We start from the raw sequence: 25,774 nt of genomic DNA, 5'->3' as shown, positions 1-25,774 counted from the left end.
CCAAGCTTGCTGAACGCAACGATCAATAAGCCTACCTTGTTGATCCCCCTTGATCTCCTGCGCGTGTGCAGGCATCAGCGTCATCAGCGTGCGCCATTCGCGTAAGTATCGCCCACCATGAGCCGCACGATCTCGTCACCGTTCGTCTGCTCGATGCGGCGCTCGCCGGCCACCTCGCCACGGCGCAACACGATGATCCGGTCGGACACCGCAAAAATATCGTGCAGATTATGGGAGATGAGAATCACGGCCACGCCCTGCGCCTTCAACGAGCCGATCAGCGCCATCACCTTGCGCTGCTCCGGCACGCCGAGCGCTGCCGTAGGTTCGTCCATGATGAGAACGCGCGCGTTCCAGTAGATGGCACGGCCGATGGCGATAGCCTGGCGCTGGCCGCCCGAGAGCATCTTCACCGGGCCGGTCAGCTTACGCTGCGCAATCACGATATCGAGCCGTTCGAGCACCTCGCGTGCGACCTGGGCCATGCGCGGCCGGTCGATGACCCGAAAGCCCAATTTCCGGCGCGTGGGTTCGCGGCCCAGAAAGATGTTGCTGCCAACGTCGAGATTGTCGGCGAGTGCGAGATCCTGATAGATCGTCTCGATGCCTTGTTCCCGGGCGTCCTGCGGGTCGCGCAACTGCATCGGGCGGCCGTCGAAGCGCAATTCGCCTGCATCGGCATGATAGACACCAGAGAGTATCTTGATGAGCGTGGACTTGCCCGCACCGTTATCACCCGCGAGCGCGAGCACTTCACCAGGCGTCAATTGGAGCGAGACGCGCTTGAGGGCCTCCACGCCGCCGAAACGGATCGAGATGTCGCGTGCTTCGAGTATCGGCGTCGCCGCCGCGTCGCTCATTGCGCGCCCCCCAGCCGCTCCTTGTATTGATCGATCAACACCGAGACGATGATGACGATCCCCACGACGATGAATTGCCAGAACGCATTGACGTCGATAAATACGAGCCCGAATTCAATTACGGCGATGATGAGCGAACCGATCAGCGTGCCGATGACAGTGCCGGTACCGCCAAAGAGGCTCGCACCGCCGATCACGACTGCGGCAATCGAGTTGAGCAGCATCGGCTCGCCGGCGTTGGCCGCGCCTGCTGCGAAGCGCGCGGTGTAGACGATACCGCCGACCGCAGCGAAGGCTGCAGCGATCAGATAGATTGCAAACAGATGGCGGCGCACATTGATGCCAGCGCGCACGGCTGATTGCGGATTTCCTCCGATGGCGTACGTGTACTGGCCGAAGCGCGTTTGCGACAAGACGAAGTGCATGAGGGAGAGCAGCAGGGCAGTGAGCACGACGGGCGCCCAGCCGCGCCCAAGCCAGGCGAGGCCGGGATTGTCGACGGCCACCGTCATGCCGCTGCCTGCGGCGAGAAAGCCCGCTCCACGCGCGACGCCGTACATGCCAAGCGTGCCGATGAACGCGGGTACGCCGAGTCGCGCGATCAGCACGCCATTGACGAAGCCCGGAATCAGGCACACAGCGATTGTGAGTGGAATAGAGAGCAGCAGTACCCACGGCGAGCCGCCCCCCAGAAGCGTGAACTGCGCGATGCACACGGCAGCAAGGCCCATGACGAACCCGACCGAAAGGTCGATGCCTGCCGTGACGATCACGAAAGTCTGCCCAATGGCAAGCAACAGCGGTGCACTCGCAGCGAGCGCGATCGACTGCAGGTTATAGGCGTTGAAGACGAACGAGCGGTGGGCGGCAATGCGCGCCCACGCTTCGAAAAACACAAGCAGCGCGCCGAAGAACAGCCACGGCCATACCTTGCTGACCAGACCGAGGCGATCCAGACGCTTGTCATTCATGTTGTGTGCGCAGGCCCCTTCGCTTCGGTCAATTCGAGTAGATGTACTGCTTCATCTCGGGCTTGTCGATGTTCGAGCGGTCGAGCACGACGAAGCCGGTACTCTTGATGGTGGGGATCGACTTGCCACGGATTGCGTCGGCGGCAAATTTCACGCCGTAGTAGCCAATTTCGTCAGGACGTTGCGCGATGGCGATATCGACGAGTCCGCTCCTGATCTGTTCGTCGATGCCGGGCACTGCGTCGAACACCACGACCTTCACCTGGCCTTGCTTGCCCGCCGCCTTGACGCCTTGCGCGGCACCGCTGCCCGAGAACGTGTTTGCGCCGAACACGCCCGCAAGGTCGGGATTGCGCGCGAGCACGGCCGCCACATGCGCGGCGGCACGGTTGGCATCGTCCTCGTTGTACTGCGTTTCGAGCACCTTGATGTTCGGGTGCTTCTTCATCTCCTCCATGAAGCCTTGCGCGCGAGCGTCGGTGCTGGAGATGCCAGGCTTGTTGTTCTCGCAATAGACCGTGCCCTTGTCGCCGACTGCCTTCGCCAGCGCGCGGGCCGCCACGCGGCCGCCTTCCAGGTTATCCGAAGCAATATAGGAGAGGGGGAAATCGGCATCGCCTTTGCCGGTCTGGTAGTGACCATCGCCGATATAGGTGTCGACGGTGACGACCTTGATGCCGGCGTCGGCGGCCTCCTTGAGCGGGCCGATCATCTGCTGCTTGTCGACGGGCGAGACGAGCAGCACGTCGGGATGCTTGGCGATGAACGCCTTGAGGATCGGCACCTGCTCGCTCGTGTTCCAGGCCTTCGGAACCTGGAAGAGCAACTGCACGTTCTCTTCTTTCGCTGCACGCTGGGCGCCACGATACATGGTGAAGTAGAACGGATCAGTCACCCCGGGCAGCAACGCGACTACGGGGTGCGCGGCATCCGCATACGCTACCCCGGGCAGGGCACCGGCAACGATCGTGGAAAGAGCCATCAGACAGCCAAGAACGATGCGCAGCATGTTTGTCATCCTCCAGGTGGGTCCGACGCGCGACGCCCAGTCTTTCCGAGGCGACGACGCCCGGCAGCAGTGGCTCAGTATACTGACGCGTCCTCTCGTAGGGCCTGGTGTTTTCCAGCAGGTCTGGCCTGCCATGCTCGATGCGGCCGGGGGGATGATGCAGTGTGCATCGTTGCAGGAACAACCGATATGCGGATTCTGCGTTTCTTCGCAAGACAGGCGGTCGGGCGTGGAGAGAAAGCGCCGGGACTCGCTTTAGTTCCCAGAAAGTTGGGAATTTAGTTCCACGCGCTGAGTATGAGCCGCCAACACGCTCAGATTCCGAAAGCCAAACCAATAACACGACATTATAGTACTAATGTCGTGTATAAGAATGATTGATGTAGTGTTTTGACGGTTTTACGTTGTATTATCAACACACCGCCACTTTCGCAGCCCGCGCCCACCATGACCCTCGAATCCGACATCGAAGTCGCTCGCCAAAACGCGTCCGACACGCAAACGCTTTATCGCGAGGTCTGCGCATTGCTGTTTTTCCGCTACGGCGAGACGCCTACCGCGAACCGCCTGTATCAACTGGTGCGCAAAGGCAGCATGAGCGCGCCGGCCAAAGCGCTGCGCGATTTCTGGACCGATGTGCGTGACAAAACGCGTGTCGACGTCGGCCGTCCGGATTTGCCGCCCGAGGTCGCGGCGGCGGCCGGCGAGTTCGCGGCCCAGATGTGGCGCCTGACGAGCGACGCCGCGAACGCCGCGCTCGACGTGTTCAGGCAGGACGCCGACGAGCAGATCGCCGCAGCGCGTGAACAGGCCGGGCAACAAAACAGGGAGCGTCAGGAAGCCGTGGACAAAGCCGACCAGGCGGCCAACGATGCCGCGTCCCTTCGCATGCGCATTGCCGGACTCGAGGCGCGCATCGTCGAGCTGCAAACCGCCAACGACATGCTGACGACGCAACTGGCGGCATCGAAGGAAGAAATCACGGCCGGAGCCGCCGCGCTCGCCGACGCCCGGCGCGATTTCGCCGACGAGCTCGCCAAGCTGCGCCGCTCGCACGAGCAGAACGAGCAGCGGCTTGCCGCGGCGGAAAAGCGCGCATTGCTCGAAATCGACAGCGAACGGGCGACGGCGCTACGTCTGCGCAAGGAACTGCAGGCGAGTCAGGAGCGTGCGGCGATGCTCGAAGCCGAATCGAGAACCGAGCGCGACGCGCTGCGCGACGAGTTGGCCGAATCGAAAGGTGCACTGGCCGCCTCCGATGCTCGGCATGCCGTGACCCGTGCGCAGCTCGCGGAAAAGGATGCATTGCTGGCCGAACGCGTGGCTGCGACCGACCTGTTGCGCGATCGTATCGACATGCTGTCACGGCGGATCGAAACGGCGCGGACGGAAAAAACATCCGCGCGCCCTGCCCGCCGCACCCGCGAAAAATCGCCGGCGCAAGGCCATGCGACGACGGGTTTTTCAGGTGGACCGTTCGTCAAACGTTCGACGACCGCTAAAGCACGCGAGGATTGAGGACCTCGTGATGTGGCGGCGGCACTCGCCGCCCGCCCGCATCGATGCACGTGCAACAACCCGCGCGCTACGCTGCGTCAGAAGCGCGGATGACACTCGAAACTGACCGACGACCCATGCTCGGTCATCACGCTGACGCCGCTGACCGTCTCCATATTCACGCTGCTTTGCATGCCGCGACGCTCGCAGTAGTCGCGCGCCTCGTTGATCGCGAGTTCGTGGGCGCGCGCCCAGGCCATGCGTCCACCGGTTGCGCTGGCCGCGACCGTGTAGGTGCCGGGCTTGTCGCTCGCGACCACATCCGTGCTCGACGCACACCCGACGAGACTCGCGCATGCGAGCGCCACCGCGGCCACCCCGCGCATGCGCGTGATGAGCCGGGCCCTCTTCCTTCCCATGTTTGCCGCCCGCGCGAGGGATGCGGCACCGCGTACCTGCACCCTTTTGCGCGCCTCGGCAAGACTGTCCGAACCGTGATTCGACATCGTGGAGCACCTGCATCTTGAACCAAATAGTGAGGCCGCAATTATCCGGATTCGTTCGCGCGAGATCAGCCGATACCAGCGAAAACACTGTTGCGAGCCTCTTAACAATCGACGCCAGCGTCACGCTGTAACGACCTCGGCAATGAGCGGACCATATGGTTCACAAAAGAACTTCCGGAATCGCGATTCACCGTCTAGTCTGTATCGATGCCTTTTCGACAGAGAGGCATACGAACCGCCAGCAGACCCCACAACATAGCGGCATGCACCGGTCGTCGAACCGGAGGAGACATCAATGGATCTCGAGGCACGTACCCTTCATCGCGTCACGGTTCGGCTCATACCGTTCCTGATGCTCTGCTATTTCATCGCTTATCTCGATCGCGTGAACGTCGGCTTCGCGGCGTTGCAGATGAACAAGGCGCTCGATCTGTCCGCGAGCGCGTTCGGCTTCGGCGCGGGTGTGTTCTTTATCGCTTACTTCTTTTTCGAAGTGCCGTCGAACCTGCTGCTCGAACGATTCGGTGCGCGCCGCTGGATCGCGCGAATCATGTTCACGTGGGGCATTCTCGCGGGTGCGATGGCGTTCATCCCGAACATTGCGAGTTTTACCGGACTCTCGCCCGCACACGTGTTTTACGGCCTGCGCATTCTGCTCGGCATCGCTGAGGCCGGCTTCTTCCCCGGCATCATCTTTCTGCTGACCTTGTGGTTTCCGGCCGCCTATCGCGGGCGCGTGGTCGGTTATTTCATGGCGGCGATTCCGCTGTCGACGGTGATCGGCGGCCCGATCTCCGGCGCGCTGCTGTCGCTCGACGGCCGCGCCGGACTCGGCGGCTGGCAGTGGCTGTACCTGATCGAGGCGATGCCCGCGGTGCTGCTGTCGTTCGCGGTGCTGTTCTATCTGACCGACAAACCCGCCGACGCCCACTGGCTCAGCAACGAGGAACGTGACTGGCTGATCGCGCGCCAGAAGCGGGAGCGCGAGCATCGTGAGGCGGTGCGTCACTTCAGCGTGAAGGAGGCGCTCATCCATCCGCGCGTGCTGGCCATCGCGCTGATCTATTTCGGCGCCAATGCAACCAACTACGGCCTGAGCTTCTTCCTGCCGCAGATCGTGAAGTCGTTCGGCCTGACCAATCTGCAGACGGGTTTCGTGACGTCGCTGCCGTACGTGGTCGGCCTGATCGGCATGCTCGTGTGGGGGCGGCGTTCGGATCGCCTGCTCGAACGCCGCTGGCATGTCGCGATTGCGCTGTTGATCGCGGCCGGCGGCATCGCGGCCGCGGCTGGACTCGACAATCCGGTGCAGAAGATGATCGCGCTGTCGATCGCCGGGTTTGGCATCTTTGGCTGCCTGCCGGTGATCTGGACATTGCCGGCCGCGTTCCTGTCGGGCGCGGCCGCCGCGGGCGGTATCGCCGCGATCAATTCGCTCGGCAATCTGGCGGGCTTCTTCGGTCCGTTCGCGATGGGCTGGATCAAGGACAGCACCGGCGGCTTCGGCGCCGGGCTGCTATGCCTCGCGGGCGCGGGGCTCGTCGGGGTGGCGGCGGTGTTGCTGCTGCATCACGACTCGTCGCTCGAGACGGCGCATGGGAATCCGCATGCGCGGCCGTCGTCGGGCGAACCGGGAGTCGCGAGGTCCTAGCGGGCCGCCGGGGGCGCGTTCAGTTCGCCCCGCTCCCGTTATTCGCCCCTTCTCCACCCTGTCCACCCGCGTCGGGCGGCACGACATCGTCCGGCGTCGGGGTTGGCGCGAGCGCCGCGGCACCGCCGCCATGCGTTTCACCGTCGACGGTATTACCGGGCGCCGGCGCGGGGGCCGATTCCGACCCTGGAGCCGGCAGCAACGGCGGCAACGCGCGCGCTTCGCCCTGCACCGCGGACCCGCCCGCTGCCTCTGACGCCGCCGGCGCAGCCACGGCAGACGCCGCCGGCTCAGCCGGCGCAACCGGCGCACGCCGCACCGGCGCATGCGCGACGACCTGCCTGTCCGGCTGAGACGGCGTGTGCGTGAACAGGTGCCCGATCCAGTCGCGCAAGCGTTCGGCGCGCTGCGCGAACCAGCCGGGCTGCTGCTCGGTGTCGAACTTCACGCGACTATCGACGAGCCGCGCACGCTGCGCGTGCTGGAAGAAATCGCCGACGATCGGTAGCGCGCTATGCGCACCCTGCCCCCAGTAATCGCTGCGCAGCGTCACGCGGCTGTCGTTGAATCCGACCCACGCGCCCGCCACCAGTTGCGGTTGAATCAGGATGAACCAGCCGTCCGCATTGCCCTGGGTCGTGCCGGTCTTGCCCGCGACGTCGCCGCGCACGCCAAAGCGGGTGCGGATGCTAGCGCCAGTGCCGCGGCTGACCACGTCGCGCATCACGTCAACGAGCGTGCGCGCGGTGTCGGCGGGCAGCTCGCGTCTCGGCGTGGCCGGCGCGAATTCGGCGAGCACGTTGCCATTGCGATCCTCGATGCGGGTGACCATCAGCGGCTCGACATAGCTGCCGAGGTTCGCGATCGTGCCGTACGCCGAGACCATTTCCTTTAGCGTGACCGGGCTCGTCCCGAGTGCGAGCGACGGCACCGGGTCGAGCTGGCTGTCGCGCACGCCCATCGCACGGGCGAGCTTCGCGACCTTGTTCGGGCCGACCGACTCCATCACTTGGGCGGTGATGCGGTTGCGCGAATACGCGAGCGCGTCGCGCAGGCTGATCGCGCGGCCGCTAGGCTCGTCCTCGTCGTTCGGCTTCCAGATTTCGCCGCCGGCGAGCTGGATCTGGACCGGGTTGTCGGGCAGTTTGTCGTCGGGCTTCGCGCCGGCCTCGAAGGCCGCCGCGTAGACGAACGGTTTGAAGGTCGAGCCCGGCTGACGACGCGCCTGCTGCACGTGATCGAACGGATCCTCGCCGAAGTCGCGGCTGCCGACCCACGCCTTGATCTCGCCGGTACGCGGGTCCATCGCGAGGAAGTCGGCCTGCACGCGCGTCTTCGTGTCGCAGACACTCTGCACGAGCTTGCGATCGGCGAGCAGGTGTTTCAGCGCGTCGTCGTCGGAGAGGCCCGTGTCTTTTGCCGCGCGGAAGTCAGGTGTTTCGCGCAGGAACGTGCGCAGCAGGTCCTTGTCCGCCGAGCAGCCCGCGCGCGTGCCCCATGCCGAGTTCGCGATGCCCTGCAACTGGTTGCCCTGCTGCGTCACGGCCTGATTTGCCATCGTCTGCAGACGCGAGTCGATCGTCGTGCGCACGACGAGTCCATCGGAGTAGATGTTGTAGTCGTTGCGGTCGGCCCACGCGACGAGCCACTTGCGCAGCTGCTGCGTGAAGTGCGGCGCGGGTCCGGGCGGCTCGATCTGGCGCTCGAAGTAGAGGCGCAGCGGCCTGCGGCTCAGGAAGTCGTATTGGGCGGGCGTCAGCTTGCCGTATTTGACCATCTGCCCGAGCACCGTATTGCGCCGCTGCAGTGCGCGCTCCGGATTGATCACCGGGTTGTAGTACGCGTTGCCCTTCAGCATGCCGGTCAGCGTCGCCGCTTCGAGCACGTTCAGCTCGGACGCGGACTTGTCGAAATAGGTGCGCGCGGCCATTTCGATGCCGTAGGCGTTGTACAGGAACGGCACCGTGTTCAGGTAGGTTTCGAGGATTTCGTCCTTGGTGTAGAACGCCTCGATTTTCAGCGCGGTGATCGCTTCCTTCAGCTTGCGCGTCAACGTCGGCGCGCGGCCGATTTCGTCGGGATAAAGATTGCGCGCGAGCTGCTGCGTGATCGTCGAGCCGCCCTGGCGCTGGCCCGAAAACGTGTGCAGCGCGGCCGATGCGGTGCGCCGCCAGTCGAGCCCGAAATGCTGGTAGAAGCGGTGATCCTCGGTCGCGATCAGCGCGTTCACGACGGTCGGCGAGATGTCCTGCAGCTTGACCCACTCCCGGTTCGACGGCTTGAACTCGGCGAGCAGCTTGCCGTCCGCCGACATAATCTGCGCGGGCTGCTCGATTTTCGCTTTGCGGATGTCGCCGATGCTGGGCGTGAACGGAATCAGCAGCAGCACGTACAGCACGAATAGCACCGGCAGCGCGGCGAGCCCCCACGCGAACGTGCGGCGGCTCGGATGGCGCAGATGCCACGCGGCCTTCGCGAAGAGCAGGTTCGCGAGGGTCAGCCCTTTGTCGAGGGCCGCCAGAAAGAAGGAAAAGAGGCGCTTCACGTGCTGTCGTCGGCTGGGAAAGGCGCAATCGTACCAAGATGTGCGGGGTGCGCCGATTTTTGCTTCATCCGCGGGATGGCGTGCGGCTCCGGCAGGGCCACTATAATGTCGCCAATTCCGACAAGAGGTGCTTCATGATCATCAAACCGCGTGTGCGTGGCTTCATCTGCGTATCGACCCATCCGACCGGCTGCGAAGCCAACGTCAAGGAACAGATCGAGTATGTGAAGGCACGCGGCCCCATCGCCAATGGCCCGAAGAAGGTGCTCGTGATCGGCGCGTCGACCGGCTATGGCCTCGCCGCCCGCATCAGCGCCGCGTTCGGCTCGGGCGCGTCGACTCTCGGCGTGTTCTTCGAACGCGCCGGCAGCGAAACCAAGGCTGGCACGGCCGGCTGGTACAACACCGCCGCGTTCGAGAAGTTCGCCACCGCCGAAGGCCTGTACGCGACCAGCATCAACGGCGACGCGTTCTCCGACGAAGTGAAGGCGCGCACGATCGAAGTCATCAAGCGCGATCTCGGCCAGGTCGATCTCGTCGTGTATAGCCTCGCGGCGCCCAAGCGCCAGCATCCGAAGACCGGCGAAGTGTTCAGCTCAGTGCTCAAGCCGATCGGCAAGGCGGTCAACCTGCGCGGCATCGACACCGACAAGGAAGTGATCAAGGAAACCGTGCTCGAACCGGCGACGCCGGAAGAAATCGCGCACACGGTCGCGGTGATGGGCGGCGAGGACTGGCAGATGTGGATGGACGCGCTCGCCGAAGCCGGCGTGCTCGCCGACGGCGCGAAGACCACCGCGTTCACCTACCTCGGCGAGAAGATCACCCACGACATCTACTGGAACGGCTCGATCGGCGCGGCCAAGAAAGATCTCGACCAGAAGGTGCTCGGCATCCGCGAAAAGCTCGCGGCCACGGGTGGCGATGCGCGCGTCGCGGTGCTGAAGGCGGTCGTCACGCAGGCAAGCTCGGCCATTCCGATGATGCCGCTCTATCTGTCGCTGCTCTTCAAGGTGATGAAGGAAAAAGGCACGCACGAGGGCTGCATCGAACAGGTCTACGGCCTGTACAAGGACAGCCTCTACGGCAGCGAGCCGCATCTGGACGACGAAGGCCGTCTACGCGCCGACTACAAGGAGCTCGATCCGCAGGTGCAAGGCCGCGTGCAGGAGCTGTGGAACCAGGTCACGAACGACAACATCTACGAGCTCACCGATTTCGCCGGCTACAAGACCGATTTCCTGCGTCTGTTCGGCTTTGAAATGAAGGGCGTCGATTACGACGCGGACGTCAATCCGGACGTGCAGATTCCGAATCTCGTGCAGGTTTGATGCCGCCAGGCGGGCTCGCCTCGCGAGTCCGCCCCTTCCTTACTCCCTCCCCTCACCGCTTACCCGGCGCGGCCGAGCACCATCAACACGGATAGGTGCCTTGCAACGCACGCAGAATCGCGAGCCCGATCGGGAAATCGTCGGAAATGCCCGGATGGTTCGCGAAGAACGCATCGAGCAACGGATAAACCGTCTGGTTGCCGATCGCGAGCGTTTGCGGCGGACAGAACAGCGGTTTCAGTTTCCTCGAGACCAGATCTCCGTTCGCCCAGCCGAATGCGTTGATCGTGCCGGTGATATACGCCGCGTAGATCGAGTTGTTGTCGGCGTGCGCCCATTTCTTGTATTGGGCGGCCGTCATCTCGGCGCTCGCGTTCAGAGCGAAGCACGCCGTCAGCAAAGCCAGCGCGAATTTTGTTACCCGCATCGTTGGACCTTCAATGTCGCCAAATGGCCGCCATTGTAGGCGACGCGGGGTGCACTGCGCAGAAGCGGTTGCGCCCGGCAATCCGTAAGCGTTGACGCCGGATTTTTGTCATCACGGCGTGCCGTTACGACAATACCTGCGATACCCGTCCCTCCCGGCCAACCGCTCCATATACCCGGCCAGCGCCGGAAAATCTTCGTGCTCGTGCGGCGTTTCGAGCCAGCGGTTCGCGGACAGCACGATCGGAATATCGGCGAGCGAGAACGCGTCGCCCGCGATATACGCGCCGGTGAGCGCGAGCTGCTGTTCGACGAATTTCAATCAGTGAGCGGCCTTTGCTGCTCTTTGCCTGAAGACCATCAGACTGGTCAGGATGAAGCCGAGAAGCGCGATCGAAGCGGCATAACGGTTCATCGCCAGACCACCATGATCGATTGGCTTGTCGAGGAAGTCACCCAGTGCCGCCCCGAGCGGACGAGTCAGAATGAACGCGGCCCAAAAGAGTATCGTCGATGAGATGTTGGTCCAGTAGTGCGCAACAACGAGCACCAGCAGCAGGCCGCCGAATACAATGGCCGCGCCGGTGTAGCCGAGCGCAACCGTGTCAGCAGTCCAGTCGCCCAACGCGGTGCCGAGCGTCTGGGAAAACATGATCGTCACCCAGTAAAACATCTCCGCCTTGGGCGAAGATACAGTCGTCACCGACACCGAACCCATCACCCTGTACCAGGTAAAGAGCGAGCCCAGCAGCAAAACGAGAAGGATCGCACTTCCGCCCGCGTAGCCGATCCCGAGAGACCGGTCGGCAAAGTCGGCAAGCGTCGTACCGACTGTCGTTGTGGCGACGATCGTTACCCAGTAACGAAGCGGATTAAACCGGTTAGCCCGGATCTGGGCGCTGACAGCGACGAAGAATATCGCCGCGAAAATCATCGTGCCGACAAGGTAGCCGAGATTCATCGACATCGAGACTGCATCTCCGCCGGTCTCGCCTAGTGTCGTCGCTGCGATCTTGACGATCCAGAAACCAAGCGTGACCTCGGGCACTTTGGTCATTGTCATGTGCTTCGTTGTGTCCATATTCCCTCATGTAGACAGTTCAGGGTGCCCATCACCGACATGCAGAGAAGACGCGGCACTAAAAAGCGCCTACTTCGCATCTTCCTCCGCAATATGGGGGCATCCTGTTAAGAAAAGTAAGCCAACGTTGGACGCTAGAGTGCATGACGCTTCCTTAAGATAGCCTTAGACCCAACGTTGCTTTCCTGTAAAGGCGATCCGCCTATTAGGACCTCCCCGTCTATTCTCTGCGCCGCCTCGTGAGCCGCTTGAGCCAGCCGCCACGTCCAAAATCGGTCTGCTGCAGGAACACGGCGATCACGATAATCAGGCCTTTGAGCACAAGCTGGGTATTGCTGTCGATGTCGTTAAGCAACAGGATATTGCCGAGAAAGCCGAAGATGATCACGCCCGCCAGCCCCCTGGACGCCGTGCCCAGCGAGACGCCCGTTGCGTTCGCGACGTCCTTGAGCGTACTGGCACCCTTATTGCGGCTGTCAATGGCGGGCAGCCACTCGAACATGAAAAGTTTCAAGGAGTAGGAAGCGGGCTTTCGGGCTTCAAGGGAGACTTCTACGGTGTCCCGCGCGCCCGTTTCTTCCCCGAAAGCAGTAACGAAACGGAGGTCGTCATGAACTGGCTGGTAATCGTGTCGGGCGCGCACTGGCGCGACATTGTTCCAGAACTGTTCCTTGAGCACCAGGCCGTGAAGGACTGGAGCATCATCGAATGTGATGAGGTGGATGTGACGGGTGAGATGGTCGAATTGCGGTGCCGCGATTTCAGGATCCTCATCCCGTACGGCGCGGTAGTGGCAGCGATCAATGCGCGAGCCGGACCGCTCGCGTAGAGTGACCGGGCGGACAGTCGGCATCGAAAGCGAATTTTCGCGACGCCGCTGCCCGGAACAGCGCCTGGCGGGCGCTTACGCCTCTCGTGCTGGCCGTTGGATCACTCGCCCGATTCATCCCAGGAAAGCTACAGCCTGCAATGAGTGGACGATCTCGCGGAATATATCGCACGTCGCAACTGTTTACAGTAAAGAGATCACAGCAGGGCCACGGCATCCGCCAACTAGCATTGCGTGCGCCTCGTCGGTTTCGGCGCATCGCGTGTGGCAGGCGCGGCGTGGTCCGTGCACAGGAGGGTTCAACATGAAACTGTCAAGACTAGTATCGGCCGCATTCATGATCATCGCGCTAGGGTTCGCGTCGCTCTCGCTGAGCGCCTGTCAATCAATGGGCGACATGAACTCGTCGGGCAGCGGCAGTAGCGGCAGTAGCAGCAGTAGCGGCGGCTACTGATGCCGACGCTTGCATGAGCGCTTTCTCTGGGTGAACTTCGAAGCGTAAGCAATCTAGCGGCTGCCGCGGTTGCAAAGCCGTCTGTTCATCGATTTCGAGGGGCGCCGAAGCATGCTGCGGCGATTCGTCAAAATACTCGGCGCGCGATCCAGTGCAGCCCGCACAAGACTGTGAACCGCCTCGTCGATGCGTTCCGCGGTCGCTTCGCTATACGTGCGGCGTGGTTCCCGGAACGCCGGGCTATCCGGCCCGCACGGCACTTTGCAGCTTTTTCAAACGCCTGGATGCTACGCGGCGCATTGATCAATGCCGAGGCATTCTCCCTAACGTCAGCCACCGCCGATACCCTGCAGCACCTTGCCCGTGCCGCCGCACAGGGCGCACCGTCATGCGATTCTCGGCGTAGCCTGCTCGCGGATCATGTCGTACAGCGCCTGCGCGGCTGGCGATAACTGGGCGGTCTTGCGCGCGACGAGCACCAGCGTGCGCGACACGGTGGGTTGCGTGAGCTCGACAGTGCGCACAGTCGGATACGCGCCCTTCTGCAACGCGAGCGCCGGCACCACGGCCACGCCGACGCGTTGCGCGACGAGCCCGAGCGCGGTCGAACTGCGCTGCACCTCGTAAAACGATCGCAGCGCGAGTCCGCTCGATTCCAGTGCGACGTCGAGCAACGCGCGGTTGCCGCTGACCTCGCCGGCGAAAATTAGCGGGAACGCCTGCAACTGCCGCCAGGCGATGCGCCGCCGCTTCGCGAGCGGATGATCCTCGTGGCAGATCACCACGTAGCGGTCTTCGGTGAGCGGCACGGTCGCGAGATCGGGATGATGCTCGCGCGCGATATTGATGCCGAACTCGACCTCCCGGCGCAGCACCGCCTCCTCCACCGCCGACGACGCGTGATCGAGAATCTTGATGCGGTTATGCGGATAGCGCGCCGAATACGCCTGCAGGATGCGCGGCAGATACTGCACGCCGACGGTCGGCACGCACGCGATCGACACGTCGCCGCGCCGCGCGATCCCCGTTTCGCGAATCTCGACCAGCGCTTCGGCGAGTTCGCCGAGCAGCCGGCGCGCCTGCGGCAGAAAGTTGCGGCCGATTTCGGTCAGCGCCATCGACCGCGTGGTGCGCTCGATCAGCGTGACGCCGAGATAGGTTTCGAGCTTGCGCAGCCGCTGCGTGATCGCCGTTTGCGTAACGTGCAGCGAATCGGCCGCACTCTGGAAGCTGCCGCGATCGGCAATCGCGACGAAAGCCTGCACGCCGAGGGTGTCGATTTTCATTAGAAAAATGAAGCAATCGGAATCATAAATTCATTTTACGCTGCCCCGCGAGCGGCCGAGAATGGCCGTACGGAACCCACTAAGGAGCGAGCAATGGCCGGAAAAACCACCCAGGAGCCTGGCGACTGGCACGCGAAGCAGTACATGCTGTTCGAGAACGAGCGCACGCGCCCGGTGCGCGATCTGCTCGCGGCGGTGCCGGTGGACGGCGCGCGGCTCGCGGTCGACATCGGCTGCGGGCCCGGTAATTCGACCGAGGTGCTGGTAGGGCGGCTGCCGGGCGCAGCGGTCAGCGGCATCGACAGCTCCGCCGACATGATCGCGGCGGCCCGCGAGCGTCTGCCGCAATTGCGCTTCGAGATCGGCGACGTTTCGACTTGGGACGCGCCCGGCCCCTACGACGTGATCCTCGCGAACGCGGTGCTGCAATGGGTGCCGGACCACGAACGGCTGTTCCCCGCCCTGGTCGCAAAACTGGCCGCGGGCGGCAGCCTCGCCGTGCAGATGCCCGACAATCTCGACGAACCCGCGCACCGGCTGCTGCGCGAAATCGCCGCCGACGGGCCGTGGACGCCAAAGCTGACGGGCGTCGAGCGTGCGATGCGCCACGACGCGAGCTGGTACTACGCGCTTCTCAAACCGCTGTGCGCGCGTGTCGACGTGTGGCGCACGGTGTACCACCACCCGCTCGCGGGCGCGGACGCGGTGGTCGAATGGTTCAAGGGCAGCGCGCTGCGGCCGTTTCTCGCCGCGCTCGACGACGCCGAGCGCGGCCCGTTCCTGCAACGCTATCGCGACGAAATCGCCAGGGCCTACCCGGCGCTCGCCGACGGCACGGTGCTGCTGCCGTTTCCGCGGCTTTTCATCGTGGCGACGCGCGGCAAGCGCTGAAGCCGCTCCGGCAGATCGCCCGCGGGTCGTTCGGGGCGCCGGCGCAGCTTGTTGATGCGTCGCTCGAAGCCCGCCTGTGGCCGCGTTGCGCGCCAGGGTTGGACAGGAATTGCCGCCCGGGAATACGGCATGCTAATGTTAATAAAAGCGGAGGACGGCGCCCGCCGGCCTCACCGGGAAGCCATTTACTGCAGCGAGCGTCGCCATGAGTGATGTACGCCAACATCTGAGTCCCCGTGACCGCCTGGAGCTGTTGTGCTGGCTCACATGCGGAAGCCTCGGCGCCTATTACCTGAACGAAGACTGGCCCGACGCGGCGTTTCACGTACAGGCCGCGCATAAGTGGCTCGACCGCCGCGCGCGCGAGGCCGACTGGCTGTGTATCGCCAAGCTGTCGGCCACCGCGGTCGAAATCGCGCGGCGCCATGCGCGGTTCGTCGACACCGACTGGGCACGCGACGCGGTCGAGGAAATTCTCGACACCGACGAACTCGACCCGCAGGCGCGGCTCGTCAGGCAGGTTCTGGCCGACTGCCAGAGCGCGCTGGCCGACAAGCGCATTGCTGATTAGACGCGCGCCGGCTTTTATTCCCGCGTTTCTTCCCTCTTTTTGCAACGGTTCTGGGGCCAGTTTCTGGCCCCTTGGCGTTCTTTCGCTCGATGCGTCACTCCACCCAGGCGCACCGCCGCGGATCGGCAAAATCTGCGAGCGTCGCCGTCGCCCGTCATTCTTCGACCATCGTCTTCAGCTTCAGCAGCGCCTGATCCCATTGCTGCGAAATCGCGTCGAGCGCGCGCCGCGCCGCGTCGAGATGCGTGGGCTCGAACGCCCACAGGCGTTCGCGTCCCACCTTCACGTCGTGCACGAGGCCCGCCTGCGCGAGCACCTGCAGATGCTGCGTGACCGACTGCCGTGTGATGTCCGTGCCGGCCGTCAATTGCGCGATCGACATCGCGCTGCCTGCGCACAAGGCCGCGACGAGGCGCAGGCGGGTCTCGTCACCGAGCGCCGCGAAAACCGGCGCCGAACTGCTCAGTGTCGCCGCCTTGAGGCCCGCCTTCGCGGAGGCGGCCTTAGCTCGCGCCGACATATCGTTCGATGTTGCCCATCTGCTGTTCCCAACCACCCTCGTTCAACCGGAACGCTTGCGCGCGGCGCTCGACCGGCAACTGATCAAAGCCCGATTCGACGACGCGCAGCAGCGTGCCGGACTCGACCTCGGTCAGGTCGAATTCCACGAGGGTGGTCGGCTCCGGCGTGTAGTCGACCGTGATATCGATCGCGGCCGGATGCCAGCGAAACGACAAGTGATGCTCGGGCTCGACGCGCTCGACTAGCACGTTCATCACCAGATGCTCATAGCCCGGATAGGTGATGTGCCCCTGCGTGGATTGTCCCGCGACGAACTGCTTGCCGGTCAGATTCACGCCGAACCATTTACCGAATTCCTCGGCGTCGGACAGCGCGCGCCAAACGCGCGAGCGCGGCGCTTTCAACAGAATCTGCTTTTCGATGCGATCGGTCGATGAGTTCATATGCAGCCTCCTGACTGCATATTGGAAACTTCATCCGCGATAGGCAAGTATTCGACTGTGCTTTTTCCCAAGCCACGCGTGCGGCGCCGTGACGATCGAACGCGGCACGCCGTGCTTTACTCCGTCGCGTGCGCATGCATGACGCTGCTTTGCATCGACCACGCCATCCACGGCCGGCGCAGCGCGACGATCGCGAGAAACGCGCAGGCGGACAACGTGCCGAACGTCGCAAAGCCCATCTGGTAACTGCCGGTGCTCTCCTTCGCGATGCCCATCACGACCGGCAGATAGAAGCCGCCGATGCCACCCGCCGCGCCGACGATGCCCGACATCAGACCGGTGCGGCCAGCCCAGCGATGCGGCACGAGCTGGAACGTTGCGCCATTGCCGAGACCGAACGCGACGTACATGCATAGCAGCAGCGCGATGCCCCCCGCGAACGATGGCATCGCCGAGGCGAACAGGAAGTCGCAGATCGCGATCACCGCGAGAAGCACGGTCAGCGCGCGTACGCCCGACACGCGGTCGGCAACCAGCCCGCCGAGCGGACGCACAATCGCGCCGGTCGCGGCGAGCAGCGCCATGAACAGACCCGCGTCGATTTTCGACAGCTGGTACAGATTGGTGAGCAGCAGCGACACATACGAGGACATGCCGACGAAACCGCCGAACGTGATGCTATAGACGAGCATGATGACCCACGTATCGCGCTCGGCGAGCACCGAGCGGTAGCGTTGGGGCAGCACCGCGATCGCGAGCAGCGCGCCGACCACCGGCAACAGCAACACGCCGGTCTTGCCCGCGCCGAATAGCCCCGCTTCGACGAGCAGCACGAGCACGATCAGGCCCACGAACGTCGTCGCAAAGCTGCCGAAGGCGCGCAGCACGCTGCCGGTTTTGACGCCCGCGTCGTTGGCCCAGAAGTACAGCGTGATCGCAGCGATCGCGAGCAGCGGCAAGGCGCCGCCGGCCGCGAATTGCCAACCGTAGCGCGTCGCCAGTTGCGGGAACAGGAAGCCGTCGAGCACCGCCCCGATATTGCCGGCCGCGGCCAGCCCCAACACAAGCCCCTGCACTTTCGGCGGATAGTTGCTGCCGGCCATCGGCAGCGCGACCGCGAAGCTGGCGCCGCCCACGCCGAGGAACACGCCGAGCACCAGTAGCATTTCGTACGACGGCACCGCTTGCAGCAACGGCAGCACGATCGTCGGCACCGCCGATAGCAGCACGCCCATCAACGCGATGCGTTTGCCGTGCGCCGACTGATACAGATTGCCGAGCGTCACGCGCAGAATCGCCGCGGACAACACCGGCACCGCGACGAGCAGACCCTGCTGCGCGGGCGTCATCGTGATGCTCTTGCTGATGAACGGCGCGAGCGGCCCGTACAGCACCCAGACAGTGAAGCCCGTGTCGAAATACAGGAAGCAGGCGACGAGTGCGCGCCAGTCACCGCTCCGCAGAGATTGCATCACGTTTTTCATCAGATATCCTCACTAAACAAGTTGCCTGGTAATCCGGTTTCTGCGTTACTAATCTTTTGCACCGGCATGTCGCCCAGATTTTTTCATCAGGGTTCAACATGCAAGCGTCATGCCATCTCGCCGCTCATTTCGCTGCTTTCCAGCCGCATGAGTCCACGGCTCAATACACGTCGCGTGCATAGCGCTTTTCGCGCGTCAAACGACTCACGTATTCGTGTGCTTTCTCTTCGCTCATGCCGCCGTGTGTCGAGATCACATCCTTCAATGCCGCATCGACGTCGCGCGCCATCCGGTTTGCGTCGCCGCACACATAGAAATGCGCACCGTCTTCGAGCCATGCCCACAGTTGCGCACCGTGTTCGCGCATGCGGTCCTGCACGTAGATCTTGTCGGCCTGGTCGCGTGAGAACGCGACGTCGAGTCGGCTCAGCAGACCGCTCGCGCGCATCGCTTCGAGTTCGTCGCGATAGTAGAAGTCGGTCGCGGCATGCTGTTCGCCGAAGAACAGCCAGTTGCGTCCGCGTTCGCCACGTGCCTGCCGTTCGTGCAGAAAGCCGCGAAACGGTGCAACGCCGGTGCCTGGTCCGACCATGATCATCGGCGTGTCCGATTGATGAGGAGGACGAAAGTGTGCCGACTTCTGCACGAACACGGGCACGTCAATGTCGCCGGCGCGATCCGCGAGAAACGTGGACGACACGCCCTTGCGATGCCGTCGCCCATTGTTGTAACGCACCGCCGATACCGTCAGATGCACTTCGCCCAGATGTGCCTTGGGGCTCGATGCGATCGAATACAGACGCGGCTGCAGGCGCTTGAGCATGCCCGTCAGCTCGGCGGCCGTCAGGCTCACCGGGAATTCGTGCAACACATCGGCGAGCTGCTGTCCCCACAGCCATTGCTTCAGATCGGCCTTGCGTTCGGGCGCAAGCAGATCGCGCAGCGTGCTGTTACTGCTGCGAGCGGCAACGAGCCCGAGCGCTTCGGCGCTCGGCCGCGCGATCTCGTAGTGCTTGCCGAGCGCATCGGCGAGCCGCATCTCGCCGATGCCCGCTACGTGCACCGGCGCCTCTGCGTGCAGACCGCTCAGCGCGATCAGTTCGTCGACGAGTTCGGGGCAGTTGCTGGGCCACACGCCGAGCGCATCGCCGGCTTCGTATTCGAGGTTCGTCTCGCCCGTTTGCAGCGACACGCAGCGCGTATCCTTCGCGGTGCCCTGCCGGTTCAGGCGCAGATTGCCGACGACGCGCGACGCGGCCGGCCGCGCCTTCGTCGGCACAGCGCCCACCACCGCGTTGATCATGCCGCCCGGGGGCACCGCATGCAGCGCGACGTCCGCTTCCTTGATGCACACGATCACGCGTTCGAGCCACGCGTCGGCACTCTGTTGATATTCGCTATCGCAATCGACGCGCCCGATCAGACGCAGCGCGCCCTGCGCGGCGAGACGCTCGTCGAGACGGCGACCGTGACCGCAGAACTGATCGTAGTTGCGATCGCCGAGCGCAAGCACCGCGAAGCGCACGCCGTCGAGGCGCGGCGCCGTATCGGCGTTCAGTTGGGTCCAGAAATCCTGCGCGTTGTCGGGCGCATCGCCGTCGCCGAACGTGCTCGTCATCAGCAGCACGTATTGCGCTTTCGCGAGCGTCGCGAACGGAAAGTCGGCCATGCACGCGGTGCGGATCTCGAAGCCCGATTCCATCAGACGCGTCGCGTAACGCTCCGTCAGCGATTCGGTGTTGCCCGTTTGCGAGGCCCACAACAGCGTGACCTTCGGCCGTGCGCGCACGATGCGCACGCCGGATTCGCGTGATGCTTCCGCTTGCGCGACGCTCGGCAATGCAGTGGCTGAGCTCGGGACCGCTGTCGGGCTGCGGCTATACAGCCCGGCGAGCAGGCCATCGACAAAGAGCCGCTTCGCCGCATCGATCGGCGCGCTGTGCGGCAGCACCGGCACGCTGTCGAGGCCTTGTGTTTCGGCAGACCGCAGGCCATTGACGAAGCCCGCCAGATACGCGCGCTCAGCATCGCTGAGCGACGGCGCGACCACAGGCTCCGGCGACAATTGCAGCAAACTCGTGAGGGCTTCGATACGAGGCATGGCTTGATCCTTGGCGCTGAGCGTTAATGCCGCTGCGTCGGCAGGGGGAGAGAGTGCGTCGTGTTCATCGGGCGTGTCAGCGAGCCGATCGGTTCTCACCGGACTCAGCGCGACGGCGCAGACCTTCAGTTCGGGCTGCTGCGAAACCGGATCGACCGCGTCGTTGGTCACCGCATTGATGCACAGGTCGTCGCCGAACACGTCGTTCCAGTGCATCGGCGCGAAGCACTGGCCCGCACTCACGCGATCGGTGACGACGGCGGGCAGGATCGCGCGACCGCGCCGAGAACGGATCTCGACCGCGTCTTTCGCACGAATGCCGAGCTCGGCCGCGTCGTCCGGATGAACCTCGACGAACGGTCCGGGGTTCAGCTTGTTCAGCATCGCGACCTTGCCGGTCTTGGTCATCGTGTGCCATTGATGCTGCACGCGGCCCGTGTTCAGGACGATCGGGAACTCGCGATCGGGCAACTCGGCCGCCGGCGCATACGCGCGTGCGAAAAACTTCGCCCGGCCGCTGGCGGTCGGAAAAGCAAGGCGCGCCCGGCTGCCATCGCCGGATTCCCTAAGCGTCTGACTCACGCCGTCATTCAGGTAGCGAACCGGATTGCGGTCGGACGAATCGGCCGACGCGACCGGCCATTGCAACGGCGTGTCCTTCAGTCGGCGATGGCTCGCGCCGCGCAGGTCGTAGCCCGTCGCCGGGTTCGCCGCGCGCGTGAGTTCGGCGAACACTTCGTCGGCGCTCGCATAGCTGAACGCATCGGCAAAGCCCATTTCACACGCGATGCGCGCGATGATCTGCCAGTCGGGCAACGCCGCACCGGGCGGCTCGACCGCCTGCTGCATCAGCGTCAGATTGCGCTCCGAGTTAACCATCACGCCTTCGGCTTCGGCCCACAGCGCACCGGGCAACAGCACGTCGGCGTAGCGGTTCGTTTCGGTGTCGAGAAACGCGTCCTGCGCGATCACGAGGTCGGCCGCCCGCAAACCGGCGATCGCGGTCTGCCGGTTCGGGACCGTCGCCACCGGATTGGTGCAGATGATCCAGCACGCCTTGATGTCGCCCGCGGCCATGCGCGCGAACAGGTCGATCGTGCCGTTGCCCGCGTCTGCTTTCAGCGTTCCTGGTGCAATGCCCCACAGTTCTTCGACGAACGCCCGGTCTTCGGCGACCAGCGCCGAACGCTGCCCCGGCAGACCCGGGCCCATGTAGCCCATTTCCCGGCCGCCCATCGCGTTCGGCTGACCGGTCAGCGAGAACGGTCCGCTGCCGCGGCGGCAAATGCGGCCCGTTGCCAGATGCAGATTGCACAGCGCGTTCGTGTGCCACGTACCGTGCGTGCTCTGGTTAAGGCCCATCGTCCAGCAGCTCATCCAGTCTTTGGCCGACGCGATCATTTGCGCGGCGCGGCGGATGTCGTCGGCGGCGAGGCCCGTGATGCGGGCGACGTTCTCCGGCGTGTACTCCGCGAGGACCGCGGGCATCGCGTCCCAGCCTTCGGTGTGTTCAGCGATAAAGGCCGCATCCGTTGCGCCGTTTTCATGCAGCAGATGCAGCAGGCCGTTCAGCAGCGCGAGGTCGGTGCCGGGTTTGATTTGCAGGAACAGGTCGGCTTTCTCGGCGGTCGTGTTGCGGCGCGGATCGACGACGATCAGCTTCGCGCCCGCTTTCACGCGATCCATCATGCGCAGGAACAGAATCGGATGACAGTCGGCCATATTCGCGCCGCTGACGAAGAACAGATCCGCGTGATCGAAGTCTTCGTACGAGCCGGGCGGGCCGTCCGCGCCGAGCGACAGCTTGTAGCCGCTCGCCGCGCTTGCCATGCACAACCGTGAGTTCGCTTCGATATTGTTCGTGCCGATAAAGCCCTTCGCGAGCTTGTTGACCAGATACTGCGCTTCGAGCGACATCTGCCCCGACACATAAAACGACAGCGCATCGGGACCATGCTCGTCGAGCAGATGCCGCAGTCGCGCAGCCGCGCTGCTCAACGCCTGCGCCATCGGCAGCGGTACCGGGTCTTCGTCGCGCGCGTGACGCACGAACGCGCCTTCGAGACGGCCCGACCTGCGCAGCGCGACGTGAGCCGACTGCCCCTTCGTGCAAAGCCTGCCGAAGTTGGCCGGATGCTCCTTGTCGCCGGCGATCTTCACGACCTGGCCGTCCTCGACGTGCAGCACCATGCCGCAGCCGACGCCGCAATAAGGACACACGCTTTTTACGCTGGTAGCAGACATGCGCAAATGATCTGGTTAGGAATCGGAACGATGAAGCGCGGAACGATGAAGCGAGCCCGTTAGGTCAAACCGCGACCCACACCTGGCCGTTTTCGACGCGCGTGGCGAACGCGCTGACCGAATACGACGGCGTCTCGAGGCATTCGCCCGTGCGCAGATCGAAGTGATGCTTGTAGATCGGCGAGGCCACCACGACGCGCTCGCCGAGACTGCCGACCAGCCCGCGCGAGAGCACCGCCGCGTGCGAGCCCGGATCGAAGTTTTCGATCGCGTAGACTGTGGGCGCGACAGGCGACTCCGCTTCGCCGCCCTCCACGTGAAAGACGGCTACCTGTTCACCGTTGACGAGCGCGCAGACGCCGGTGTTCGGCACGATGTCGTCGATCGCGCAGATCGCGGTCCAGGCGCGAGGCAAGTGTTCGTTCTTCATGACTGGGCTCCTTTGAGTTAAGCGGGAATCGAATCAGATCAAACCGTCTCGACGACAACGGGAATCGCGATGCGCTGCACCTGCCGCTCGGCGGACGTCGCCGGCCGGATCTGTCCGCGCTCCTCGACGAACGCGACGTTGCTGTCGGACTCGCTGCTGTTGACGAAATGCCGGAAGCGCTTGCGTGTTTCGGGGTCGGTCACGGCCTTCTTCCATTCGCACTCGTACGTGTCGACCACCTGCTGCATCTCCACTTCGAGTTCCGCGGCGACGCCAAGACGGTCGTTGACGATCACGTCGATCAGATAGTCAAGGCCGCCTTCGAGGTTGTCGCGCCACACGCTGGTGCGTTGCAGCCTGTCGGCGGTGCGCACATAGAACATCAGGAAGCGGTCGATATAGCGCACGAGCGTGGCCTTATCGAGGTCCGCGGCGAGCAGTTCCGCGTGACGCGGCTTCATGCCGCCGTTGCCGCACACGTACAGGTTCCAGCCCTTCTCGGTGGCGATCACGCCGACATCCTTGCCCTGCGCTTCCGCGCATTCGCGTGTGCAGCCCGACACGCCGAACTTGATCTTGTGCGGCGTACGCAGGCCCTTGTAGCGATTCTCGAGTTCGACCGCGAGGCCGACCGAATCGCCGACGCCATAGCGGCACCACGTCGAACCGACGCACGACTTCACGGTGCGCAGCGATTTGCCATACGCGTGGCCCGATTCGAAACCGGCCGCGATCAGCTCTTCCCAGATCAATGGCAGCTGTTCGACGCGTGCGCCGAACAGATCGACGCGCTGACCGCCGGTGATCTTCGTATAGAGGCCGTATTTCTTCGCGACCTGTGCGACCGCGATCAGTCCGTCGGGCGTCACTTCGCCGCCCGCCATGCGGGGCACGACCGAATAGGTGCCGTCGCGCTGGATGTTCGCGAGGTAGTAGTCGTTGGTGTCCTGCAGCGACGCGTGCTCCTTCTTCAGCACGAATTCGTTCCAGCACGACGCGAGAATGCTCGCGACCGCGGGCTTGCAGATATCGCAACCGAGGCCGCGGCCATGCTTCGCGAGCAGCGCGCCGAAACTGCGCAGCCCCTCGACGCGCACGAGGTGGTACAGCTCCTGGCGCGAGTACGGGAAGTGCTCGCAGACGTGATTGTTCACCGCGAGGCCCTGCTTTTTCATCTCGGCCTTCATCACCTGCGTGACGAGCGGCACGCAACCGCCGCACGAGGTGCCCGCACTGGTCGCGCTCTTCAACGCGCCGATGTCGGTCGCGCCCGCGCAGACCGCTGCGCACAACGCGCCCTTCGACACGTTGTTGCACGAGCAGATCTGCGCGGCCGCGGGCAACGCCTCGACGCCGAGCGCCGGCTTCGCGTGACCGTCCGCCTGCGGCAGAATCAGGAATTCGGGGGACTCGGGCAGCTCGATGCGGTTCAGCATCATCTGCAGCAGCGTGCCGTATTCGCTCGCGTCGCCGACCATCACGCCGCCGAGCAGATACTTGCCGCAGTCGGAGACGACGAGCTTCTTGTAGATTTGCTTGCGTTCGTCGCTGAACTGATAGGTGCGGGCACCCGGCGTATTGCCGTGCGCGTCGCCGATGCTCGCGACGTCCACGCCCATCAGCTTCAGCTTGGTGCTCATGTCGGCGCCCGCGAATTCGGCGGTTTCGCCGAGCAACTGCTTCGCGACCACGCGCGCCATCTCGTAGCCGGGCGCGACGAGCCCGAACAGCTGGCCGTGCCATAGCGCGCATTCGCCGATCGCGTAGATGTGCGGATCGCTGGTGCGGCACGCGTCGTCGACCACGATGCCACCGCGCGCGCCGAGTTCGAGGCCGCACGCGCGCGCCAGATCGTCGCGCGGACGGATGCCGGCGGAGAACACGATCATGTCGGTGTCGAGATGGCTGCCGTCGGCGAACTGCATGCGGTGCGTGCCCGCTTCGCCGTCGACGATCGCCGTCGTGTTCTTCTGCGTGTGCACCGTGACGCCAAGCTCCTCGATCCGGCTGCGCAGGACGCGGCCACCACCGTCGTCGACCTGTACCGCCATCAGGCGCGGCGCGAATTCGACCACGTGCGTTTGCAGACCCATGTCGCGCAGCGCCTTCGCGCATTCGAGCCCGAGCAGGCCGCCGCCGACGACCGTGCCTGTTTTTGAGCGCGCGCCGCATTCGCGCATCGCTTCGAGATCGTCGATAGTTCGGTACACGAAGCAATCGCCGCGCTCGCGACCGGGCACCGGCGGCACGAACGGATAAGAGCCGGTTGCGAACACGAGGCGGTCGTACGACAGCGTTTCGCCGTTCGAGACCGTCACCGTGCGTGCGTCGCGATCGACCGTGACGGCCCGCGCGTTCAGTTTCAGTTGCACGCCGTGGCGCTCGAAAAAGCCAGGTTCGACGAGCGACAGATCGTCGGCGGTCTTGCCCGCGAAAAACTCGGACAGATGCACACGATCGTAGGCCGGTCGCGATTCTTCGCACAGCACCGTGATGTCAAGATCGTCCGCAGCCTGTTGCGCGAGGCTCTCGATCAGTTTGTGGCCGACCATCCCGTGACCGATAACGATGATTTTCATGAGCGCGCTGTCCTCTGGTGTCTGGCGAAAGCGGTTGCGGAAATAAAAACGGCGTCCCGCGAA

Annotated in this window: 22 protein-coding genes and 1 pseudogene; 7 read left to right on the top strand and 16 right to left on the bottom strand. The window is 64.1% G+C overall.

Translation table 11 applies throughout. The annotated features are described in order from the left end of the window. Positions 1–83: 83 nt before the first annotated feature. The 3 genes from L0U81_RS07845 to L0U81_RS07835 are packed head-to-tail and all read right to left on the bottom strand — an operon-like array spanning position 84 to position 2,840. Positions 84–860, bottom strand: a complete 777-nt coding sequence (locus L0U81_RS07845; RefSeq protein ID WP_233801447.1) for an ATP-binding cassette domain-containing protein — start codon at positions 858–860, stop codon at positions 84–86. Beyond that, complete coding sequence (locus L0U81_RS07840; RefSeq protein WP_233801446.1) at positions 857–1,831, bottom strand: ABC transporter permease subunit; 975 nt, start codon at positions 1,829–1,831, stop codon at positions 857–859. The genes L0U81_RS07845 and L0U81_RS07840 overlap by 4 nt, the downstream gene beginning before the upstream one ends. 28 nt (positions 1,832–1,859) lie before the next feature. Beyond that, entirely contained in the window at positions 1,860–2,840 is a 981-nt protein-coding gene (locus tag L0U81_RS07835; RefSeq protein ID WP_233801445.1) for an ABC transporter substrate-binding protein, read from the bottom strand. A gap of 447 nt (positions 2,841–3,287) precedes the next feature. On the opposite strand from L0U81_RS07835, the gene L0U81_RS07830 reads away from it, so the two are divergent. Beyond that, positions 3,288–4,358, top strand: a complete 1,071-nt coding sequence (locus L0U81_RS07830) for a DNA-binding protein (protein ID WP_233801444.1) — start codon at positions 3,288–3,290, stop codon at positions 4,356–4,358. Positions 4,359–4,435: 77 nt separating this feature from the next. On the opposite strand, the gene L0U81_RS07825 is transcribed toward L0U81_RS07830, so the two are convergent. Further along, positions 4,436–4,843, bottom strand: a complete 408-nt coding sequence (locus L0U81_RS07825; RefSeq protein ID WP_233801442.1) for a hypothetical protein — start codon at positions 4,841–4,843, stop codon at positions 4,436–4,438. A 295-nt stretch (positions 4,844–5,138) separates the two neighbouring features. On the opposite strand from L0U81_RS07825, the gene L0U81_RS07820 reads away from it, so the two are divergent. Then, positions 5,139–6,494, top strand: coding sequence for an MFS transporter (locus L0U81_RS07820; RefSeq protein ID WP_233801440.1), 1,356 nt, complete (start codon positions 5,139–5,141; stop codon positions 6,492–6,494). 19 nt (positions 6,495–6,513) lie between these two features. Here L0U81_RS07820 and L0U81_RS07815 read toward each other — a convergent pair whose 3' ends face one another. Beyond that, positions 6,514–9,039, bottom strand: coding sequence for a penicillin-binding protein 1A (locus L0U81_RS07815; RefSeq protein WP_233801438.1), 2,526 nt, complete (start codon positions 9,037–9,039; stop codon positions 6,514–6,516). 134 nt (positions 9,040–9,173) lie between these two features. Between L0U81_RS07815 and fabV the strand changes: the two genes are divergently transcribed. Further along, positions 9,174–10,370 carry an enoyl-ACP reductase FabV gene (gene fabV, locus L0U81_RS07810; protein WP_233801436.1) on the top strand — a complete coding sequence of 399 codons (1,197 nt, stop codon included), beginning with the start codon at positions 9,174–9,176 and terminating at the stop codon, positions 10,368–10,370. 82 nt (positions 10,371–10,452) lie between these two features. On the opposite strand, the gene L0U81_RS07805 is transcribed toward fabV, so the two are convergent. The 4 genes and pseudogenes from L0U81_RS07805 to L0U81_RS07790 form a co-directional block, all read right to left on the bottom strand. Continuing rightward, complete coding sequence (locus L0U81_RS07805; RefSeq protein ID WP_233801434.1) at positions 10,453–10,797, bottom strand: hypothetical protein; 345 nt, start codon at positions 10,795–10,797, stop codon at positions 10,453–10,455. Between the two features lie 111 nt (positions 10,798–10,908). After that, positions 10,909–11,118: pseudogene (locus tag L0U81_RS07800) on the bottom strand (glutathione binding-like protein); the annotation flags it as partial. Next, entirely contained in the window at positions 11,119–11,877 is a 759-nt protein-coding gene (locus L0U81_RS07795) for a COG4705 family protein (RefSeq protein WP_233801430.1), read from the bottom strand. A gap of 220 nt (positions 11,878–12,097) precedes the next feature. Continuing rightward, a complete protein-coding gene (locus tag L0U81_RS07790) occupies positions 12,098–12,379 on the bottom strand; it encodes a hypothetical protein (protein WP_233801428.1) in 282 nt (93 codons plus the stop codon). Positions 12,380–12,487: 108 nt separating this feature from the next. On the opposite strand from L0U81_RS07790, the gene L0U81_RS07785 reads away from it, so the two are divergent. Together L0U81_RS07785 and L0U81_RS07780 are read left to right on the top strand one after the other, a co-directional pair. Beyond that, on the top strand, positions 12,488–12,706 hold the full coding sequence (locus L0U81_RS07785) for a hypothetical protein (RefSeq protein ID WP_233801426.1): 219 nt from the start codon (positions 12,488–12,490) through the stop codon (positions 12,704–12,706). A gap of 304 nt (positions 12,707–13,010) precedes the next feature. Further along, positions 13,011–13,160 (top strand): hypothetical protein, encoded by a 150-nt coding sequence (locus tag L0U81_RS07780; RefSeq protein WP_233801424.1) that lies wholly within the window; start codon positions 13,011–13,013, stop codon positions 13,158–13,160. 386 nt (positions 13,161–13,546) lie between these two features. Here L0U81_RS07780 and L0U81_RS07775 read toward each other — a convergent pair whose 3' ends face one another. Continuing rightward, entirely contained in the window at positions 13,547–14,446 is a 900-nt protein-coding gene (locus L0U81_RS07775; protein WP_233801422.1) for a LysR family transcriptional regulator, read from the bottom strand. A gap of 93 nt (positions 14,447–14,539) precedes the next feature. Between L0U81_RS07775 and tam the strand changes: the two genes are divergently transcribed. Both tam and L0U81_RS07765 read left to right on the top strand, forming a co-directional pair. Next, positions 14,540–15,337 carry a trans-aconitate 2-methyltransferase gene (tam, locus tag L0U81_RS07770; protein ID WP_233801420.1) on the top strand — a complete coding sequence of 266 codons (798 nt, stop codon included), beginning with the start codon at positions 14,540–14,542 and terminating at the stop codon, positions 15,335–15,337. Between the two features lie 205 nt (positions 15,338–15,542). Then, a complete protein-coding gene (locus tag L0U81_RS07765) occupies positions 15,543–15,908 on the top strand; it encodes a hypothetical protein (RefSeq protein WP_233801419.1) in 366 nt (121 codons plus the stop codon). 154 nt (positions 15,909–16,062) lie between these two features. On the opposite strand, the gene L0U81_RS07760 is transcribed toward L0U81_RS07765, so the two are convergent. The 6 genes from L0U81_RS07760 to nirB all read right to left on the bottom strand — a co-directional run bounded on the left by L0U81_RS07760 (position 16,063) and on the right by nirB (position 25,711). After that, the gene (locus L0U81_RS07760; RefSeq protein ID WP_233801417.1) at positions 16,063–16,428 is read right to left on the bottom strand and encodes an ArsR/SmtB family transcription factor; all 366 of its coding nucleotides are present in this window, start codon (positions 16,426–16,428) and stop codon (positions 16,063–16,065) included. Next, positions 16,412–16,873, bottom strand: coding sequence for an SRPBCC family protein (locus tag L0U81_RS07755; protein WP_233801415.1), 462 nt, complete (start codon positions 16,871–16,873; stop codon positions 16,412–16,414). Before L0U81_RS07755 ends, L0U81_RS07760 begins: the two co-directional genes overlap by 17 nt. 116 nt (positions 16,874–16,989) lie before the next feature. Next, complete coding sequence (locus L0U81_RS07750) at positions 16,990–18,357, bottom strand: MFS transporter (RefSeq protein ID WP_233801413.1); 1,368 nt, start codon at positions 18,355–18,357, stop codon at positions 16,990–16,992. Between the two features lie 160 nt (positions 18,358–18,517). Continuing rightward, complete coding sequence (locus L0U81_RS07745; protein WP_233801411.1) at positions 18,518–22,702, bottom strand: bifunctional nitrate reductase/sulfite reductase flavoprotein subunit alpha; 4,185 nt, start codon at positions 22,700–22,702, stop codon at positions 18,518–18,520. A gap of 64 nt (positions 22,703–22,766) precedes the next feature. Beyond that, positions 22,767–23,132, bottom strand: coding sequence for a nitrite reductase small subunit NirD (gene nirD, locus L0U81_RS07740; protein ID WP_233801409.1), 366 nt, complete (start codon positions 23,130–23,132; stop codon positions 22,767–22,769). 38 nt (positions 23,133–23,170) lie between these two features. Then, positions 23,171–25,711 carry a nitrite reductase large subunit NirB gene (gene nirB / locus L0U81_RS07735; RefSeq protein ID WP_233801407.1) on the bottom strand — a complete coding sequence of 847 codons (2,541 nt, stop codon included), beginning with the start codon at positions 25,709–25,711 and terminating at the stop codon, positions 23,171–23,173. Positions 25,712–25,774: the final 63 nt, after the last annotated feature.

The sequence above is a fragment of the Paraburkholderia sp. HP33-1 genome (assembly GCF_021390595.1).
Taxonomy (GTDB): domain Bacteria; phylum Pseudomonadota; class Gammaproteobacteria; order Burkholderiales; family Burkholderiaceae; genus Paraburkholderia.
Note: the sequence above shows the minus strand (reverse complement) of the source record. Positions and strands in the feature narration are given on the sequence as shown.

Excerpts from the sequence above, each read along its gene's own strand:
- L0U81_RS07775 (WP_233801422.1), bottom strand. The coding sequence starts at position 14,446 with ATGAAAATCGACACCCTCGGCGTGCAGGCTTTCGTCGCGATTGCCGAT.
- L0U81_RS07840 (WP_233801446.1), bottom strand. The coding sequence starts at position 1,831 with ATGAATGACAAGCGTCTGGATCGCCTCGGTCTGGTCAGCAAGGTATGG.
- L0U81_RS07825 (WP_233801442.1), bottom strand. The coding sequence starts at position 4,843 with ATGTCGAATCACGGTTCGGACAGTCTTGCCGAGGCGCGCAAAAGGGTG.
- tam (WP_233801420.1), top strand. The coding sequence starts at position 14,540 with ATGGCCGGAAAAACCACCCAGGAGCCTGGCGACTGGCACGCGAAGCAG.
- L0U81_RS07745 (WP_233801411.1), bottom strand. The coding sequence starts at position 22,702 with ATGTCTGCTACCAGCGTAAAAAGCGTGTGTCCTTATTGCGGCGTCGGC.
- L0U81_RS07820 (WP_233801440.1), top strand. The coding sequence starts at position 5,139 with ATGGATCTCGAGGCACGTACCCTTCATCGCGTCACGGTTCGGCTCATA.
- L0U81_RS07805 (WP_233801434.1), bottom strand. The coding sequence starts at position 10,797 with ATGCGGGTAACAAAATTCGCGCTGGCTTTGCTGACGGCGTGCTTCGCT.
- nirB (WP_233801407.1), bottom strand. The coding sequence starts at position 25,711 with ATGAAAATCATCGTTATCGGTCACGGGATGGTCGGCCACAAACTGATC.
- L0U81_RS07845 (WP_233801447.1), bottom strand. The coding sequence starts at position 860 with ATGAGCGACGCGGCGGCGACGCCGATACTCGAAGCACGCGACATCTCG.
- L0U81_RS07760 (WP_233801417.1), bottom strand. The coding sequence starts at position 16,428 with ATGTCGGCGCGAGCTAAGGCCGCCTCCGCGAAGGCGGGCCTCAAGGCG.
- L0U81_RS07785 (WP_233801426.1), top strand. The coding sequence starts at position 12,488 with ATGAACTGGCTGGTAATCGTGTCGGGCGCGCACTGGCGCGACATTGTT.
- L0U81_RS07780 (WP_233801424.1), top strand. The coding sequence starts at position 13,011 with ATGAAACTGTCAAGACTAGTATCGGCCGCATTCATGATCATCGCGCTA.
- L0U81_RS07755 (WP_233801415.1), bottom strand. The coding sequence starts at position 16,873 with ATGAACTCATCGACCGATCGCATCGAAAAGCAGATTCTGTTGAAAGCG.
- L0U81_RS07835 (WP_233801445.1), bottom strand. The coding sequence starts at position 2,840 with ATGCTGCGCATCGTTCTTGGCTGTCTGATGGCTCTTTCCACGATCGTT.
- L0U81_RS07790 (WP_233801428.1), bottom strand. The coding sequence starts at position 12,379 with ATGTTCGAGTGGCTGCCCGCCATTGACAGCCGCAATAAGGGTGCCAGT.
- L0U81_RS07830 (WP_233801444.1), top strand. The coding sequence starts at position 3,288 with ATGACCCTCGAATCCGACATCGAAGTCGCTCGCCAAAACGCGTCCGAC.
- L0U81_RS07750 (WP_233801413.1), bottom strand. The coding sequence starts at position 18,357 with ATGAAAAACGTGATGCAATCTCTGCGGAGCGGTGACTGGCGCGCACTC.
- L0U81_RS07795 (WP_233801430.1), bottom strand. The coding sequence starts at position 11,877 with ATGGACACAACGAAGCACATGACAATGACCAAAGTGCCCGAGGTCACG.
- fabV (WP_233801436.1), top strand. The coding sequence starts at position 9,174 with ATGATCATCAAACCGCGTGTGCGTGGCTTCATCTGCGTATCGACCCAT.
- nirD (WP_233801409.1), bottom strand. The coding sequence starts at position 23,132 with ATGAAGAACGAACACTTGCCTCGCGCCTGGACCGCGATCTGCGCGATC.
- L0U81_RS07765 (WP_233801419.1), top strand. The coding sequence starts at position 15,543 with ATGAGTGATGTACGCCAACATCTGAGTCCCCGTGACCGCCTGGAGCTG.